Below are 15,096 nucleotides of genomic sequence, written 5' to 3'. Positions count from 1 at the left end.
CGACCGCGAGCGGCCGACGCATCGGGGGCGCGCCTCGGGCGGGCGCCCCGGATGTGCGCGTCAGTGGTGCGCCTCAGCCGTGCGCCTCAGTTGTGGCCGAAGCGCCGCTGGTGCTTGCGCGCCACGTCGGACGGGCTGCCCTGGGCCTGGGTCTGCGACTGGGTCTGCGACTCGTAGGCCGTCGACTTCGCCTGCTCGGCACTGCGCTCCGAGGCGGACGCGCGATCGTGCTGGCTGCCCTGCTTGCGGTTCTTGTTCTTGGCCATGGTGAATGCCTCCTGTGGGGAATCCTGGCTGTCCAGGACCGCTGTCAGCCTCACATAGCCCCATAAACCGTGCATGTTGGATCATTACCGTGCGTAGTGGTATGCGCGGTGGGCCGCTTCCCGCCGCCCGCCCCGAGACGTCCTCCAGCACTTTCACGATTCGCCACGCCGATGATCCAGTTCCGGCCGTCAACCCCTGCGCAGTCGGGCAGACTCGAAGGAAACCCTGGGTAAGCGGACCCGGTCACCGAGGGGCGGGCGCCGCTGAACCGTTCCCGAACTCCTGGAAGAGGGTGGAACGCGTGGACCGTTGCGTCGTCCTGGTGGACGCCGGCTACTTGCTGGGCGCAGCCGCGAGTCTGCTGGCCGGGGAGCCCGCGCGGTCCCGCATCACCGTCGACCACGCGGCCCTCATCCTCGGGCTGCGCGAGCGCGCCGAGGCCGACACCCAGCAGCCGCTGCTGCGGATCTACTGGTTCGACGGGGCCCCCGACCGGGTGCCCCAGCCGGAGCACCGCAGGCTCCGGGTGATGCCCCGTGTGACCGTACGGCTGGGAGCCCTGACCCGCAGCGACGGGCGCTGGGCGCAGAAGGGCGTGGACGCCGCCATGCACGCCGAGCTGACCGAGCTGGCCAGGAACCGGGCCTGTTCCGACGTGGTCCTGGTGACCGGGGACGGCGATCTGCTGCCCGGGCTCATGTCCGCCAAGGAGCACGGTGTGGCCGTCCACCTCTGGGCCGTCCAGGCCGCCGACGGCGACTACAACCAGTCCGAGGACCTGGTCGCGGAGGCCGACGAGCGACGGGTCCTCGACCGTGCCTGGATCACCAAGGCCGTCCGTGCCAAGGACACCGGCCTCAGCTGCGCCCCGCCGCCCGCCCCGCGCCCCGAGATCGCCGCCATCCTCTCCGCACCGCTGCCCGAGGCCGCTCTCGCCGCCTCCGCCGAGCGGGCCTCCGAGGCCGCCCAGGCCGCCGCCGCCCGCACCGGATCGGCCGAGCCCGCGGAGTCCGGCCCCGCCCCGGCCCCGCCCGCCCCCGGCCACAAGGCCGTCCCCACCCCCAAGGACCTGGCCGCGCTCCGCGCCCACAACGCCCACCCCGACCGGTCGGCCCAGCCCGCCAACGCCACCCTGCGCTGGTCCTCCGACAAGGGGTGGGTCGAGCGCGGGGGCCCCCTCGGCGAACCCGCCGAGACCGCGTCCCTGCCCACCCTCGCCCAGCTCACCAGCGCCGAGCAGCGCTGGGCGGACCGGGAGGAGGACATCACGACCGTGGGCGGCGACCCCTTCGAGGTGGGCCAGGTCTTCGCCCGCCGCTGGATGGAGCGCCTCCCGGAGACCGTCCACCTCCAGAAGCTGTCCACCATGTACCCGCGCATCCCGCACCGCATCGACGGCGAACTCCTGCGGTACGCGGCCCGCTTCGGGCTCCTCGCCCACAAGGACGACCAGATCGACGAGCACGACCGCTACGCGATCAGGGCGGGGTTCTGGCGCGAGATCGACGTGCGCGCGGCGGCGGAGCACGTGCCGGCGGGCGAGTAGCCGGACCGTGTCCGCGTACGGGGAGGGCGAGCGGGGCTGTGAGCAGGGGCGTACGGAGACCGCGAGCAGGGGTGTACGGAGGTCGCGGGCAGGCGGGCGCGCGGCCCGTGCGACGCGTGGGGCCCCGGACGCGAACCGGGGCATGTGACCCCGTACCCTCGTACCTCGTGAGTACGGGCACAGCACAGGCGCAGAGCGACACCGGCACCGTGTGCGCGGTGCGTGACCTCGTCAAGACCTATCCCGCCGCCCGGGGCCGCCGTGGCACCCCCGCCACCCCCGAGGTGCGGGCCACCGACGGGATCAGCCTCGATGTCGAGCGCGGCGAGATCTTCGGGCTGCTCGGCCCCAACGGCGCCGGCAAGTCCACCCTGGTCCGCCAGCTCACCGGACTGATGCGCCCCGACTCCGGCTCGGTCGAGGTCCTCGGCCACGATCTCGTGCGCCACCCCGAGCGGGCCTCCCGGCTGATCGGCTACCTGGGGCAGGAGTCCACCGCCCTGGACGAGCTGACGGTCTCCCTGGCCGCCGAGACCACCGGACGGCTGCGCGGGCTCCAGGTCCGCGAGGCGCGTGCCGAACGCGACGCCGTGCTGGAAGAGCTCGGCCTCACCGAGCTGGCGGGGCGGCCGCTCAAGAAGCTCTCCGGCGGTCAGCGCCGGCTCGCCTGCTTCGCCGCCGCGCTCGTCGGAGAGCGGCCCGTGCTGGTCCTGGACGAGCCCACGACCGGGATGGACCCGGTGGCCCGGCGGGCCGTCTGGGCCGCCGTCGACCGCCGCCGGGCCGAGCGCGGCGCCACCGTCCTGCTGGTCACCCACAACGTCATCGAGGCCGAGACCGTCCTCGACCGGGTCGCCGTCCTGGAGCGCGGCCGGGTCATCGCCTGCGACACCCCCTCCGGGCTCAAGGAGACGGTGGCGGGCGAGGTCCGCGTCGAGCTGATGTGGCGCGAGCGGGCCCCGCTGGAGGTTCCCGAGGTCGCGGCGCTGCGCCCGCTGGCCCAGGAGTCCGGGCGGCGCTGGGTGCTGCGGCTCGGCCCCGACGAGGCCCGGGCCGCGGTCGCCGCGGTGACGGGCGGCGCGGCCTTCGCCGCGCTCGACGATTTCACCCTGGCCACCCCCAGCCTGGAAGATGTGTACCTGGCGCTCGGGGGAGACGCGGCCAATGCGACCAAGGGGCTGGTGAAGGCGTGAGGATCCATGGACGCGGGGCGCGGGTGCTGAACGCCGCGCGGACGCCGTACGTACGCGACGTACGTGACGTGCCGTACGGACGGGACGTGGTGGGCGCGGTGCCTGTACTGGACGGGTGTAGGGGGAGCGGCCTCAGGTGACCAGCATCGTTCCGGCCCGGACCACACCCTCGCGCGTCCGTTCCCGGCCCCGTCCCTTCGGCCCCGACTCCGCCGGGCGGACCGTGCCCGCCCCGCTCGCCCCCCGGGCCCGGCTGCTGCCCTCGCTGGCCGCCGTCTACCGGGCCCAGCTCTCCCGGGCGCGGGTCGCCCGGATCCCGCTGCTCTTCGTGGCCACCTTCCAGTCCGTCGGGATCATGGTCCTGATGAGGGGGGTCGTGGACGGCGGAGCCGAGGCGCGTGCGGTGGTCGCCGGCTCCAGTGTGCTGGTGGTGGCGTTCGTCGCGCTCAACCTCCTCGCCCAGTACTTCGGCCAGCTCCGGGCGGGCGGCGGGCTCGACCACTACGCCACCCTGCCGGTGCCGCCGGCCGCGGTGGTGCTGGGGGCGGCGGCCGCGTACGCCTCGTTCACCGTGCCCGGCACGGTCTTCACGGCGATCACCGGCAGTGTGCTCTTCCAGCTCCCGATGACCCATCTGTGGGTCCTGGTCGCCGTCATCCCGCTCTCCGGTGCCGCGCTGGCCGGTCTTGGCGCGGCCCTCGGGCTGCTGGCCCCGCGCCCCGAGCTGGCGACGCTGCTGGGGCAGCTGGGGATGTCCGCCGCCCTGCTCCTGGGGGTCCTGCCGGCCGACCGGCTGCCGGGGCCGGTGAGCTGGGCACGCGACCTGCTGCCCTCCACGTACGGCGTGGAGGCGCTGGCCCGCTCCTTCGACGCGGCTCCGGACTGGGGGCTGATCGGCTTCTTCCTCGCGATCTGCGCGGCGGTGGGGGTGCTGTCGCTGGCGGTGGCCACGTGGGCGTACCGGCGGGCGGCCGTCCGGTAGGGGGCGGTCCGTCCGTGGGATGTGCGGGCGCACCTGCTGTACGCGTGCGGCATCCGGTGAGGCGCCGCACAGGGTGGCCTGGCACGATGGCACGGTGACCGCACCTCTGACGCCGCCTCACCGGCCGAACCCCCACGATCCGTGGCAGACCCCGCCCTCGGGCTCCCATCCCGCGCCCGCGACCGACGCGCTCGCCCACGGTTCGCCCGACGACCCGGACACGGCGACGGAGCTTCGTCAGGCCGCGGTGGTCGTCGCGCTCGCGGCGCTCGCCGGTGTCGCGCTCGGACTGTTGTGGCTGTGGCTCGCACCCCGGGTTCCGCTGGTCTCCGACGGCAGTGCCGTGTTCCTGGAGAACAGCGAGGGCGAAGAGGCGATCGGGGCCGACGGAACGTTTGTCCTGCTGGCGGCCGGGTTCGGTGTGCTCTCGGCGGCGGCGGTCTTCTGGCGGCTGCGGCGCGGTGGCACCCTCGTGGTGGCGGGTCTCGCGCTGGGCGGGGTGCTGGGCTCGCTGGTCGCCTGGCGGGTGGGGGGCTGGCTGGGGCCGTCCTCCGACGTGGTGGCCCGGGCGCAGGAGGTCGGCAAGGGGGTCGTCTTCGACGCGCCGCTGGAGCTGCATGCGGTGGTGGTGGCGGTGCTGGTGTGGCCGTTCGTGGCGCTCGGCCTGCATCTGCTGCTGACGGCCGCGTTCGGGCCGCGGGAACCTGAGCCGGAGTGGGCGGGGGAGGGGTGGGCCTCGTACTACGGGGGGCCGGGGGAGGACCCGGCGGCCCCGAAGCCGACTGCCGGGCCCGAGCCTGGGCCCGGGGCTCCGGCGGGGGGCTCGGGGGCGTCGTAGCGGCGCGGGTGGGGGCGTCCGCGGCGGCTGTTCCCCTGCCCGCCCCTTGCCGAAACCGGGGCGCTGCCCCGCGCCTCAAGCGACAGCGGGGCTGGAAGACGCCCTCCAGCGCCGGGCGGGCCGGAGTTTCAGGCCCGGCCGATCTCCGCGAACACCGCCCCCGTCAGCCCCGCCAAGTCCTCCGCCGACAGCTCCACCTCCAGCCCTCGCCGCCCCGCCGACACGCAGATCGTGGCGTGGGCGCGGGCCGAGGCGTCCAGGACCGTGCGGAGGCGTTTGCGCTGGCCCAGGGGGGAGATGCCGCCGCGGACGTAGCCCGTGGTGCGCTCCGCCGCCGCCGGGTCCGCCATCGTGGCGCGCTTACCGCCCACCGCGGCGGCCAGGGCCTTGAGGTCCAGGGAGCCGGCGACCGGGACGACCGCGACCGTCAGTTCGCCGTCGACGTCGGCGACCAGGGTTTTGAAGACCCGGTCGGGGGAGACGCCCAGGGCCTCGGCGGCCTCCTCGCCGTAGGAGGGGGAGGCGGGGTCGTGGTCGTAGGCGTGGACCGTGAAGGCGGTGCCCGCCGCGGTCAGGGCGACCGTGGCGGGGGTGCCGCCCGACTGTCTTTTCGGCTTCTTCGCCACCGGTGGTGATTCCTTGTTCAGTTGGGGTGCGTCGGGGCGCGGGTCAGGTCGGCTGCGGGCAGCGACGGCAGGTGGCGGATGACCGCGGTCTCCCGCCGCAGCAGCGCCAGCTCCTCGCGCAGCCGGGTCGCGGTGTCCGGGGCCTGGAGGAGGCGCTGTTTGGTGGGGGTGTCCAGGACGGTGGCCGCCGCGACCAGGTAGGAGACGACGGACGGGTCGTCGGGCAGGTCGGAGCCGGTGGAGAGCGAGCGTTCGCTCGCCCCGGCCAGCCGCTTCTGGTAGGCGCGGAACGCCCGCAGGACGCCCTCCGCGAGCGCACCTGCCTCGTCGGCCTCGCCCTCCGCGGGCGGCTCCTCGGCCACCTCCTCGACCTCGGCGGTCAGGTACGGGCCGCTCGTGTCGACGGAGAGCAGCCGCACCCGGGTGGTGCCGGTGGCCAGGACCTCGAAGCTGCCGTCCGCGCGCTCGCGGATGGTCGCCGCGTCGGCCACACAGCCGACCCGGTGGAAGGTCTGGATCGGATCGGGGCCGAAGCCGTCGGAGGGGGCGCGCTCGGCGGGGGGCGGGGAGGCGACGGGATCCGGCATGCCGGTGCCCGTCACGGCGGTCTCGCGGCCGTCGCGGACGGCGACCACGACGAAGCGGCGAGGTTCGTCCTCGTCGCTCTTGAGCAGCTCCCGCATCATGGCGCGATACCGCTCCTCGAAGACGTTGAGCGGCAGGACGAGGCCGGGGAACAGCACCACGTTGAGCGGGAAAAGGGGAAGGCGGGCGGTGGTCACAACGCTCAAGCGTAATGGCCGCGCGGCCGTCCTCGGCCGGCCCGCCCGCGCAAGGGGGTCGCGGAGGCCACCTGGAGCCGTGCGCCGTCCCGCGCGTCGAGGAACCGGCCCAGGGCGTCGTCGGAGACGGAGGACCAGGGGAACGACGTCGCGTGCTGCCCGATCAGCGTGAACTGGTCGAGTGCCTCGGCCCAGCGGCCTCGGGCGAGGAGCACGTAGGTGAGGAGGTTGCGGACCTCGGCGGGCCAGGGGTCGCCGGGCCGGTAGGCGGCCGACAGCCGGATGGCGGTGTCCGCCGCCGCGTCGATCCGCTCCTCCAGTACGGAGGTGGCCCGGCCGAGCGCCTGGGTGTCCAGGAGCAGGGCGAAGGCCGCCCGCACCGGGAGGGCCTGCACCAGGGAGTCGGGCAGGGCGTCCTCGGCGGCCCCCTCGGCGAAGTCGAAGCACTCGCGGTGCGAGCCGTACCAGGCGGCGGAGAGATAGCGGAGCGCCGCCACATGGCAGCCGTAGTGGTGCGCGGAGCGCCGTACCGCCTGCTCCCACAGCGATTCGAAGGCGGTGTGCGTGGCGTGGCTGCCCCGGGCATGGTCCAGGGCGAGCCGCCAGGGCACCGGATCGCGCGGGTCCGCCTCGGCGGCGGCGGTGATCAGCGGGCCGACCTCGTGGAGCCGCTCGGCGCGGGCGGGCGACTCCCAGGCGCGCCGCACCGCCAGCTCCGCTTTGACCAGCAGGGCGTCGGGGTCGCGCGGGGCAGCGGCCAGCCAGTCGGTGAGCCAGCCGTCCCGGTGGCGGGCGAAGGTGGTGAGCCGACCCAGATAGCGGTCGCGGTTCTCCCAGTCGGCGGCGTCCCGCGTGGTGGCGAGGAGTTCGGCGGCCGGTTCGTGGTCGCCGAGGGCGGCCGCCACCAGCGCCGGGGAGAGCCGCTCGTCGGGGGCGTCGAGCAGCACGGCGTCATCCGCGGGCAGTCCGGCCGACAGCGGAGGGCTGTGCCGGAGCATCCGCGCGGTGCTGATGAGAGCGCGAAGGAAGGCCATGGTGCAGACCATTGAAAAGCGCTGGTGAGAGCCGCGCCAGGGGGGCACTGTGAAGCTTCTGTGCCGAGTGGATGGGTTGTACCGAGGCGGGTCAAGAAAAGGCAAAGGAAAGGGGGTGGAGTGGCCGGAATGTGACCCGGACGTCACCGCGGTGCCGTGGGCGCCGCCGTTTCGAACCCCTCGGGCACCCCGGTCCCGGCCGCCCCGGCCCGGTTCACGCCGACCCCTCGGTCAGCTCCTGCGCAGCAGCCGTGAGGCCCCGGTGGCCACCGTCGTGGCCAGTATCCACCCCACCAGTACCAGCCCGGCCGCCGCCCACTGCCAGCCGCCCTCCATCCGCCAGTAGCCCTCCTGGCCGAGGTTGATCACCGGGATCAGGAGGTCCAGCGCGTAGAGCGCCGGGTTCCACAGCGGTGACTCGTCGTCCTTGATCGGCGCCGGGTCGTACCGGGAGAACGCCGCCGTCCCCGCCGCCCACAGGACCGCCATCCAGACCGCCGCCCGGCCCGGCCGGTACCCGTACGCCACCGTCCAGTCCTGGAGGAACCCCCACGCCTTCGCGGCCGACGGCAGCGTCTCCCGGCGGCGCCGCTGCTTGGCCAGCAGCACCTCCCGGGCGTCCGCGTCCTCGCCGCTGCTGCGCAGCACCGTCGCGAGGCGCTCGTACGGCTCGGGGACGTACTCCGGGGTCGCCGCCGACACCCACTCCAGCCGCCGCGAGAGCGGGAAGTGGCCGTAGGGAACGAGGTTCTCGTAGACGAAACCGCCCATCGCCAGCCCGCCAGGTCCCGGCCAGCTGGTGGACAGGTCGACCAGCGTCACCACCTTCGCCCCGTTCAGCACGACCCGCCCCTCCTCCGGGCGCTCCGCGTTGAACCGCAGCTCCGGCGTGACGATCCGGCGCAGGGACAGCTCCTCCTGCCGGGTCATCGCGAACCGGGCCTTGTGAAGGTCCACCGCGTCCCCGAACCGCCCGTCGTCCAGCCGCACCCCGCCCTTGCACTCGAAGATCTGCGACCGGGTTCCACGCGCCGGGGTCGGGGCGTAGACCACGCCGTACGGGGGAGTCGTGCCCTGGTTCCCCGTCTCGATGCTCACCCACGCCTCGGTCATGTAGAGCGTGCGCTCCACCGTCAGCTGGGGCGCGTTGAGCGCGCGCCGGTCCTCCGCCGCCCGCAGCCGACTGCCGCGCAGGCTCAGCGAGCCGCCCACCTTCGCCCCGCGCAGGCTCAGCTCGCCATGCGTCTCGACCATTTCGGCCTGGAGGTCCTGGGCCACCGACATGCCGTCGCCGACGAAGGCCCGGCCGTGCCGGTCGGGCCCCAGGCTCACCTGGTTGATCAGCAGATCCGTGCCGATCTGCGCGTCCGTGAGCCGGATGCCCCGGTCGATCCGGCAGCGCGGCAGATGCAGATCGCCCTCCGTGTGCAGCCGCGCCGCCTCCAGTCGGGGCAGCAGGCACCCCACCATCCGCAACGTCGTGAAGTGGCACTCCGGCAGCACCACCTCCTGCTCGAACCGGCACCCCGTCAGCTCCACGTACGGCGATACCCGCCCGCCCGCGAGATCCAGCTTCCCGGTGATCCGCACCCCGCGGAGCTTCAGCGCCGCCACCCGGCCCGGCCGCGCCGGGGGTCCGCTCAGCAGCAGCCGCGCCACCGTCCGCGCGCCGACACTCCGCTCGGGACCCCAGGCGTGCCGGGCGAACGGATCGTTGCGGGCGGGGTCGTAGGTGCGTAAGTCATAGGTGGTCCCGTTGCGGAAGGACTGCCACATGCCCAGCTCCGCTGCGCTGAGGCCGTCCGGGATGTCGCCTTCGTGCGGCTCGGTCACGGCCGCTCCCTCCGTGCGCCCATGCTGTAGTGGTGTCATTCCCTCTGCGTGACGACGTGAAAGCTCTCGGTCAGCAGTGACAGCGGGCATGGCCGGATACCGCCGGGACCGGGCCCCACGCGGCCGGGTGCGGCCACGGCATGTATCAGCCAGTGATACGGGCGACCGGGCGTCCGGAGCGGTCTGCGAGAATTGCCGTGTGATCTCTCGAATCGATCTGCGCGGCGACACCCTCCCCGAGGGTGCGGCCCTGCGCGACCTGCTGCCCCGTGCCGAGTTCGACGTGGAAGCCGCCCTGGAGACGGTGCGGCCCATCTGCGAGGACGTACGCCATCGTGGCTCCGCGGCAGTGATCGAGTGGGGGGAGAAGTTCGACGGTGTCCGGATCTCGACGGTCCGGGTGCCCGCCCAGGCGCTGACCAGGGCCCTGGAGGAACTGGACCCGGCCGTCCGCGCAGCGCTGGAGGAGTCGATCCGCCGCGCCCGCCTCGTCCACCGCGAGCAGCGCCGCACCACGCACACCACCCAGGTCGTCCCCGGCGGCACCGTCACCGAGAAGTGGGTCCCCGTCGAGCGCGTCGGGCTCTACGTCCCCGGCGGCCGCTCGGTCTACCCCTCCTCCGTCGTGATGAACGTCGTCCCGGCCCAGGAGGCGGGTGTCGAGGGCGTCGCCGTCGCCTCCCCGCCGCAGAAGGACTTCGACGGCCTCCCGCACCCCACGATCCTCGCCGCCTGCGCCCTGCTCGGCGTCGACGAGGTGTACGCGGCGGGCGGCGCCCAGGCCGTCGCGATGTTCGCGTACGGCACCGAGGACTGCGCCCCGGTCAACCTGGTCACCGGCCCCGGCAACATCTACGTGGCCGCCGCCAAGCGCCTCCTCAAGGGCCGTATCGGCATCGACGCCGAGGCCGGGCCCACCGAGATCGCGATCCTCGCCGACGCCACCGCCGACCCGGTGCACGTCGCCGCCGACCTGATCAGCCAGGCCGAGCACGACCCGATGGCCGCCGCCGTCCTGGTCACCGACTCCGAGGAGCTGGCCGCCGCCACCGCCGCGGAGCTGGTCCCCCAGGTCGCCGCCACCAAGCACGTCAAGGACCGCGTCGAGCCCGCGCTGGCCGGCCGCCAGTCCGCGATCGTCCTGGTCTCCTCGGTGGAGGACGGCCTCAAGGTCGTCGACGCGTACGGTGCCGAGCACCTGGAGATCCAGACCGCCGACGCCGCCGCCGTGGCCGACCGGGTCCGCAACGCCGGAGCGATCTTCGTCGGCCCCTGGGCCCCCGTCTCGCTGGGCGACTACTGCGCCGGCTCCAACCACGTCCTGCCCACCGGCGGCTGCGCCTGCCACTCCTCGGGCCTCTCCGTGCAGTCCTTCCTGCGCGGCATCCACATCGTCGACTACAGCCGCGACGCGCTCGCCGAGGTCACCCACCATGTGGTGACCCTCGCCGAGGCGGAGGACCTCCCCGCCCACGGCGCCGCGCTCAAGGCAAGGTTCGGATGGAAGGTCCCCCAGCAGTGACGAACGGCAGCACCTCCCCCCGCAACCCCTGGGACGGGCTCCCCATCCGGGACGAGCTGCGGGGCAAGTCCCCGTACGGGGCGCCCCAGCTCGACGTCCCCGTACGCCTCAACACCAACGAGAACCCGTACCCGCTCCCCGAGGCCCTGGTCGACCGCATCGCGGAGCGGGTCCGCGAGGCCGCCCGCGACCTCAACCGCTACCCCGACCGGGACGCCGTCGAGCTGCGCACCGAGCTGGCCCGCTATCTCACGCGGACCGCCGGGCACGAGGTGACGGCTGCCAACGTGTGGGCCGCCAACGGCTCCAACGAGGTGCTCCAGCAGCTGCTCCAGACCTTCGGCGGGCCCGGCCGCACCGCGATCGGCTTCGAACCCTCGTACTCGATGCACGCGCTGATCTCGCGGGGCACCGGCACCGGCTGGATCTCCGGACCGCGCTCGGCGGACTTCACCATCGATGTGGAGGCCGCTCGCGCCGCCGTCGCCGAGCACCGCCCCGAGGTCGTCTTCATCACCTCGCCCAACAACCCCACCGGCACCGCCGTCGACGCCGAGACGGTCCTCGCCCTCTACGACGCCGCGCAGGCCGCCGGTCCTTCGATCGTCGTCGTCGACGAGGCGTACGGCGAGTTCAGCCACCGCCCCTCGCTGCTCCCGCTGATCGAGGGCCGCCGCAACCTGATCGTCTCGCGGACCATGTCCAAGGCGTTCGGCGCGGCCGGGCTGCGCCTGGGCTACCTCGCCGCCGACCCGGCCGTGGTCGACGCCGTCCAGCTGGTGCGGCTGCCGTACCACCTCTCCTCCGTCACCCAGGCCACCGCGCTCGCCGCCCTGGAGCACACCGATACGCTGCTGGGGTACGTCGCGCAGCTCAAGAGCGAGCGCGACCGGCTGGTGGCCGAGCTGCGGGCCATCGGCTACGAGGTCACCGATTCGGACGCCAACTTCGTCCAGTTCGGCCGCTTCGACGACAGCCACGCCGTCTGGCAGCGGATCCTCGACCGGGGCGTCCTGGTCCGGGACAACGGCGTACCGGGCTGGCTGCGGGTCACCGCAGGAACCCCGGCCGAGAACGACGCGTTCCTCGATGCGGTACGCGAACTCAAGAAGGAGCACGACGCATGAGCCCCCGCGTAGGCCGCGTGGAACGCACCACCAAGGAAACGTCCGTGCTGGTCGAGATCGACCTCGACGGCAGCGGAAAGGTCGACGTCGCCACCGGGGTCGGCTTCTACGACCACATGCTCGACCAGCTCGGCCGCCACGGCCTCTTCGACCTCACCGTCAAGACCGAGGGCGACCTGCACATCGACACCCACCACACCATCGAGGACACCGCCCTCGCGCTCGGCGCCGCCTTCAGGCAGGCCCTCGGCGACAAGGTCGGCATCTACCGCTTCGGCAACTGCACCGTCCCCCTGGACGAGTCGCTCGCCCAGGTCACCGTCGACCTCTCCGGCCGCCCCTACCTGGTGCACACCGAGCCGGAGAACATGGCCCCGATGATCGGGGCCTACGACACGACGATGACCCGGCACATCTTCGAGTCCTTCGTCGCCCAGGCCCAGGTGGCCCTGCACATCCACGTCCCGTACGGGCGCAACGCCCACCACATCGTGGAGTGCCAGTTCAAGGCGCTCGCCCGCGCCCTGCGGTACGCCTCCGAGCGCGACCCGCGCGCCGCCGGCATCCTGCCCTCCACGAAGGGCGCCCTGTGACCGGCCTCAGCACCCTCCTGATCGTCGTCGGCCTCTTCCTGGCCGGGGGCGTCTACTCCTTCTCGAAGCAGGGGATGCCCAAGGGCGTCATCGTGCTGCTGTCCATCGGCTCCGTGATGTGCCTGGTGGCGGGCATCCTGCGGATCCAGGGCCTGTGGGACTAGGAGCGGATACGTCATGAGTGAGAACAAGAAGAAGGTCGTCGTCTTCGACTACGGCTTCGGCAACGTCCGCTCCGCCGAGCGCGCCCTAGCCCACGTCGGCGCGGACGTCGAGATCACCCGCGACTACGACCGCGCGATGGCCGCCGACGGCCTGCTCGTCCCCGGCGTCGGCGCCTTCTCCGCCTGCATGGAGGGGCTGAAGCGGGCCCGTGGCGACTGGGTCGTCGGCCGCCGGCTCTCCGGCGGCCGCCCCGTGATGGGGATCTGCGTCGGGATGCAGATCCTCTTCGAGAAGGGGATCGAGCACGGCGTGGAGACCGAGGGCCTGGACGAATGGCCCGGTACGGTCGGCCCCCTGAAGGCCGACGTCGTCCCGCACATGGGGTGGAACACGGTCCAGGCCCCCGAGGACTCCCGGCTCTTCGCGGGCCTGGACCCCGAGGCCCGCTTCTACTTCGTGCACTCCTACGCGGCGCACGACTGGTCCCTCGAAGTCACCAACGCCAAGATCCGTGCTCCCAAGGTCACCTGGGCCACGCACGGCGAACGGTTCGTGGCCGCCGTGGAGAACGGCGCGCTGTGGGCCACCCAGTTCCACCCCGAGAAGTCCGGCGATGCCGGCGCCCAGCTGCTGACCAACTGGATCGAGACGCTGTAATGCCGAAGCTTGAACTGCTCCCTGCCGTCGACGTCCGTGACGGCCAGGCCGTCCGCCTCGTCCACGGCGAGTCCGGCTCCGAGACCTCCTACGGCTCCCCGCTGGAGGCCGCCCTCGCCTGGCAGTCCGCCGGGGCCGAGTGGCTGCACCTCGTCGACCTGGACGCCGCCTTCGGCACCGGGGACAACCGGGACGTGATCGCCGAGGTCACCGGCGCCATGGACATCAAGGTCGAGCTGTCCGGCGGCATCCGCGACGACGCCTCGCTGGAGGCCGCCCTCGCCACAGGCTGCCGCCGGGTCAACCTCGGCACCGCCGCCCTGGAGTCCCCGGAGTGGGTCGCCAAGGTCATCGCGGAGCACGGCGACAAGATCGCCGTCGGTCTCGACGTCCGGGGCACCACCCTGCGCGGCCGGGGCTGGACCCGCGACGGCGGCGACCTCTACGAGACGCTGGCCCGCCTCGACGCCGAGGGCTGCGCGCGGTACGTCGTCACCGACATCGCCAAGGACGGCACCCTCCAGGGCCCCAACCTGGGCCTCCTGCGGGACGTCTGCGCCGTCACCGACCGCCCGGTCGTCGCCTCCGGCGGGGTCTCGTCCCTGGACGACCTCCGGGCGATCTCCCTCCTCGTCCCCGAAGGCGTCGAGGGCGCGATCGTGGGCAAGGCGCTGTACGCGAAGGCGTTCACGCTGGAAGAGGCGCTGAAGGCGGTCGCCGTATGACGGACGCCGCTTCCGTCCCCGCCTCCTCTGCCACCGGTGTGCGCCGGATCTCCACCGGCGCCCCCTGGGAGGAGAAGTTCGGCTACTCCCGCGCGGTCGAACTCCCGGGCGGCCTCGTCCTGGTGGCCGGCTGCACCTCCGTGGTGAACGGCCAGATCTCCGCGGGCTCCCCGTACGAGCAGGCGGTCACCGCATTCGGCGTCGCCTTCGCGGCCCTGGAGCAGGTGGGCCTGGGCCGCGAGGACGTCGTCCGCACCCGGATGTACATCACCCACGCCCGGGACGTGGACGACATCGGCCGCGCCCACAAGGAGCTGTTCGACGCCGTACGCCCCGCCGCCACGATGATCATCGTGTCCGGGTTCGTGGACCCGAGCCTGGTCGTCGAGGTCGAGGTCGAGGCCTACCGAGGAGGTGCGAAGTGACCCTGGCCGTACGGGTCATCCCCTGCCTGGACGTCGACAACGGCCGGGTCGTCAAGGGCGTCAACTTCCAGAACCTGCGGGACGCGGGCGACCCCGTCGAGATGGCCAAGCTGTACGACGCCGAGGGCGCCGACGAGCTCACCTTCCTCGACATCACCGCCTCCAGCGGCGACCGCGAGACGACGTACGACGTGGTCCGCCGCACGGCAGAGCAGGTCTTCATCCCGCTCACGGTGGGCGGCGGCGTCCGCACCCCCGACGACGTGGACAAGCTGCTGCGCGCCGGGGCGGACAAGGTCGGCGTCAACACCGCCGCCATCGCCCGCCCCGACCTCATCCGGGAGATCGCCGAACGCTTCGGCCGCCAGGTCCTGGTGCTCTCGGTCGACGCCCGCCGCACCCCGGAGGGCACCTTCGAGGTCACCACCCACGGCGGCCGCAGGGGCACCGGCATCGACGCCGTCGAGTGGGCCCACCGCGCCGCCGAGCTGGGCGCGGGCGAGATCCTGCTCAACTCGATGGACGCGGACGGCACGAAGGACGGCTACGACACCGAGATGATCGAGGCGGTGCGCAAGCACGTCACCGTCCCCGTCATCGCCTCCGGCGGCGCGGGCCGCCTCGCCGACTTCGCCCCCGCCGTCGAGGCGGGCGCGGACGCGGTGCTGGCCGCGTCGGTGTTCCACTTCGGCGACCTGCGGATCTCCGAGGTCAAGGACGCGCTGCGGGAGGCGGGCCACCCGGTCCGCTGACGCCGTTCGGCGGTATGACCGGTCAGCCC

17 protein-coding genes are annotated in these 15,096 nt (G+C 73.4%); 12 read left to right on the top strand and 5 right to left on the bottom strand.

The window, feature by feature from the left end; translation table 11 throughout:
• Positions 1-86 precede the first annotated feature (86 nt).
• The gene (locus tag AC0682_RS22650) at positions 87-266 is read right to left on the bottom strand and encodes a hypothetical protein (protein ID WP_128838397.1); all 180 of its coding nucleotides are present in this window, start codon (positions 264-266) and stop codon (positions 87-89) included.
• A gap of 293 nt (positions 267-559) precedes the next feature.
• On the opposite strand from AC0682_RS22650, the gene AC0682_RS22645 reads away from it, so the two are divergent.
• The 4 genes from AC0682_RS22645 to AC0682_RS22630 all read left to right on the top strand — a co-directional run bounded on the left by AC0682_RS22645 (position 560) and on the right by AC0682_RS22630 (position 4,826).
• On the top strand, positions 560-1,813 hold the full coding sequence (locus AC0682_RS22645) for an NYN domain-containing protein (RefSeq protein WP_478534841.1): 1,254 nt from the start codon (positions 560-562) through the stop codon (positions 1,811-1,813).
• Between the two features lie 209 nt (positions 1,814-2,022).
• On the top strand, positions 2,023-3,006 hold the full coding sequence (locus tag AC0682_RS22640) for an ABC transporter ATP-binding protein (RefSeq protein ID WP_478534868.1): 984 nt from the start codon (positions 2,023-2,025) through the stop codon (positions 3,004-3,006).
• Between the two features lie 136 nt (positions 3,007-3,142).
• Positions 3,143-3,988 carry an ABC transporter permease gene (locus AC0682_RS22635; RefSeq protein ID WP_478534840.1) on the top strand — a complete coding sequence of 282 codons (846 nt, stop codon included), beginning with the start codon at positions 3,143-3,145 and terminating at the stop codon, positions 3,986-3,988.
• Between the two features lie 73 nt (positions 3,989-4,061).
• Positions 4,062-4,826 (top strand): ABC transporter permease, encoded by a 765-nt coding sequence (locus AC0682_RS22630; protein WP_478534839.1) that lies wholly within the window; start codon positions 4,062-4,064, stop codon positions 4,824-4,826.
• Between the two features lie 128 nt (positions 4,827-4,954).
• Here AC0682_RS22630 and ybaK read toward each other — a convergent pair whose 3' ends face one another.
• From ybaK to AC0682_RS22610, 4 genes are all read right to left on the bottom strand, one after another.
• Positions 4,955-5,452, bottom strand: a complete 498-nt coding sequence (gene ybaK, locus AC0682_RS22625) for a Cys-tRNA(Pro) deacylase (protein ID WP_478534838.1) — start codon at positions 5,450-5,452, stop codon at positions 4,955-4,957.
• Between the two features lie 17 nt (positions 5,453-5,469).
• Positions 5,470-6,234: an LON peptidase substrate-binding domain-containing protein gene (locus AC0682_RS22620; protein ID WP_478534837.1), complete on the bottom strand. Its 765-nt coding sequence runs from the start codon at positions 6,232-6,234 to the stop codon at positions 5,470-5,472.
• Positions 6,235-6,239: 5 nt separating this feature from the next.
• Positions 6,240-7,280, bottom strand: coding sequence for a hypothetical protein (locus AC0682_RS22615; protein WP_478534836.1), 1,041 nt, complete (start codon positions 7,278-7,280; stop codon positions 6,240-6,242).
• Between the two features lie 219 nt (positions 7,281-7,499).
• Positions 7,500-9,101, bottom strand: a complete 1,602-nt coding sequence (locus AC0682_RS22610) for an oxidoreductase (RefSeq protein ID WP_478534835.1) — start codon at positions 9,099-9,101, stop codon at positions 7,500-7,502.
• 199 nt (positions 9,102-9,300) lie between these two features.
• Between AC0682_RS22610 and hisD the strand changes: the two genes are divergently transcribed.
• From hisD to hisF, 8 genes are read left to right on the top strand one after another with little or no spacing between them, the layout of a single operon-like run.
• The gene (hisD, locus tag AC0682_RS22605; protein WP_478534834.1) at positions 9,301-10,623 is read left to right on the top strand and encodes a histidinol dehydrogenase; all 1,323 of its coding nucleotides are present in this window, start codon (positions 9,301-9,303) and stop codon (positions 10,621-10,623) included.
• The gene (locus AC0682_RS22600) at positions 10,620-11,750 is read left to right on the top strand and encodes a histidinol-phosphate transaminase (RefSeq protein WP_478534833.1); all 1,131 of its coding nucleotides are present in this window, start codon (positions 10,620-10,622) and stop codon (positions 11,748-11,750) included. The genes hisD and AC0682_RS22600 overlap by 4 nt, the downstream gene beginning before the upstream one ends.
• Entirely contained in the window at positions 11,747-12,343 is a 597-nt protein-coding gene (hisB, locus tag AC0682_RS22595) for an imidazoleglycerol-phosphate dehydratase HisB (protein ID WP_254812772.1), read from the top strand. The genes AC0682_RS22600 and hisB overlap by 4 nt, the downstream gene beginning before the upstream one ends.
• Entirely contained in the window at positions 12,340-12,507 is a 168-nt protein-coding gene (locus AC0682_RS22590) for a hypothetical protein (protein ID WP_018486598.1), read from the top strand. The genes hisB and AC0682_RS22590 overlap by 4 nt, the downstream gene beginning before the upstream one ends.
• A gap of 13 nt (positions 12,508-12,520) precedes the next feature.
• Positions 12,521-13,165 (top strand): imidazole glycerol phosphate synthase subunit HisH, encoded by a 645-nt coding sequence (gene hisH, locus AC0682_RS22585; RefSeq protein WP_254812773.1) that lies wholly within the window; start codon positions 12,521-12,523, stop codon positions 13,163-13,165.
• Positions 13,165-13,890, top strand: a complete 726-nt coding sequence (gene priA / locus AC0682_RS22580) for a bifunctional 1-(5-phosphoribosyl)-5-((5-phosphoribosylamino)methylideneamino)imidazole-4-carboxamide isomerase/phosphoribosylanthranilate isomerase PriA (protein WP_019761380.1) — start codon at positions 13,165-13,167, stop codon at positions 13,888-13,890. The genes hisH and priA overlap by 1 nt, the downstream gene beginning before the upstream one ends.
• Positions 13,887-14,315 carry a RidA family protein gene (locus AC0682_RS22575; protein WP_254812774.1) on the top strand — a complete coding sequence of 143 codons (429 nt, stop codon included), beginning with the start codon at positions 13,887-13,889 and terminating at the stop codon, positions 14,313-14,315. The genes priA and AC0682_RS22575 overlap by 4 nt, the downstream gene beginning before the upstream one ends.
• Positions 14,312-15,067 (top strand): imidazole glycerol phosphate synthase subunit HisF, encoded by a 756-nt coding sequence (gene hisF / locus AC0682_RS22570; protein ID WP_478534832.1) that lies wholly within the window; start codon positions 14,312-14,314, stop codon positions 15,065-15,067. Before AC0682_RS22575 ends, hisF begins: the two co-directional genes overlap by 4 nt.
• The last annotated feature ends 29 nt before the right edge of the window (positions 15,068-15,096 follow it).

The sequence above is a fragment of the Streptomyces sp. NPDC043746 genome, from assembly GCF_056436485.1.
The sequence above is the reverse complement of the archived record's forward strand: the minus strand, read 5'-3'. Positions and strand labels throughout refer to the sequence as shown.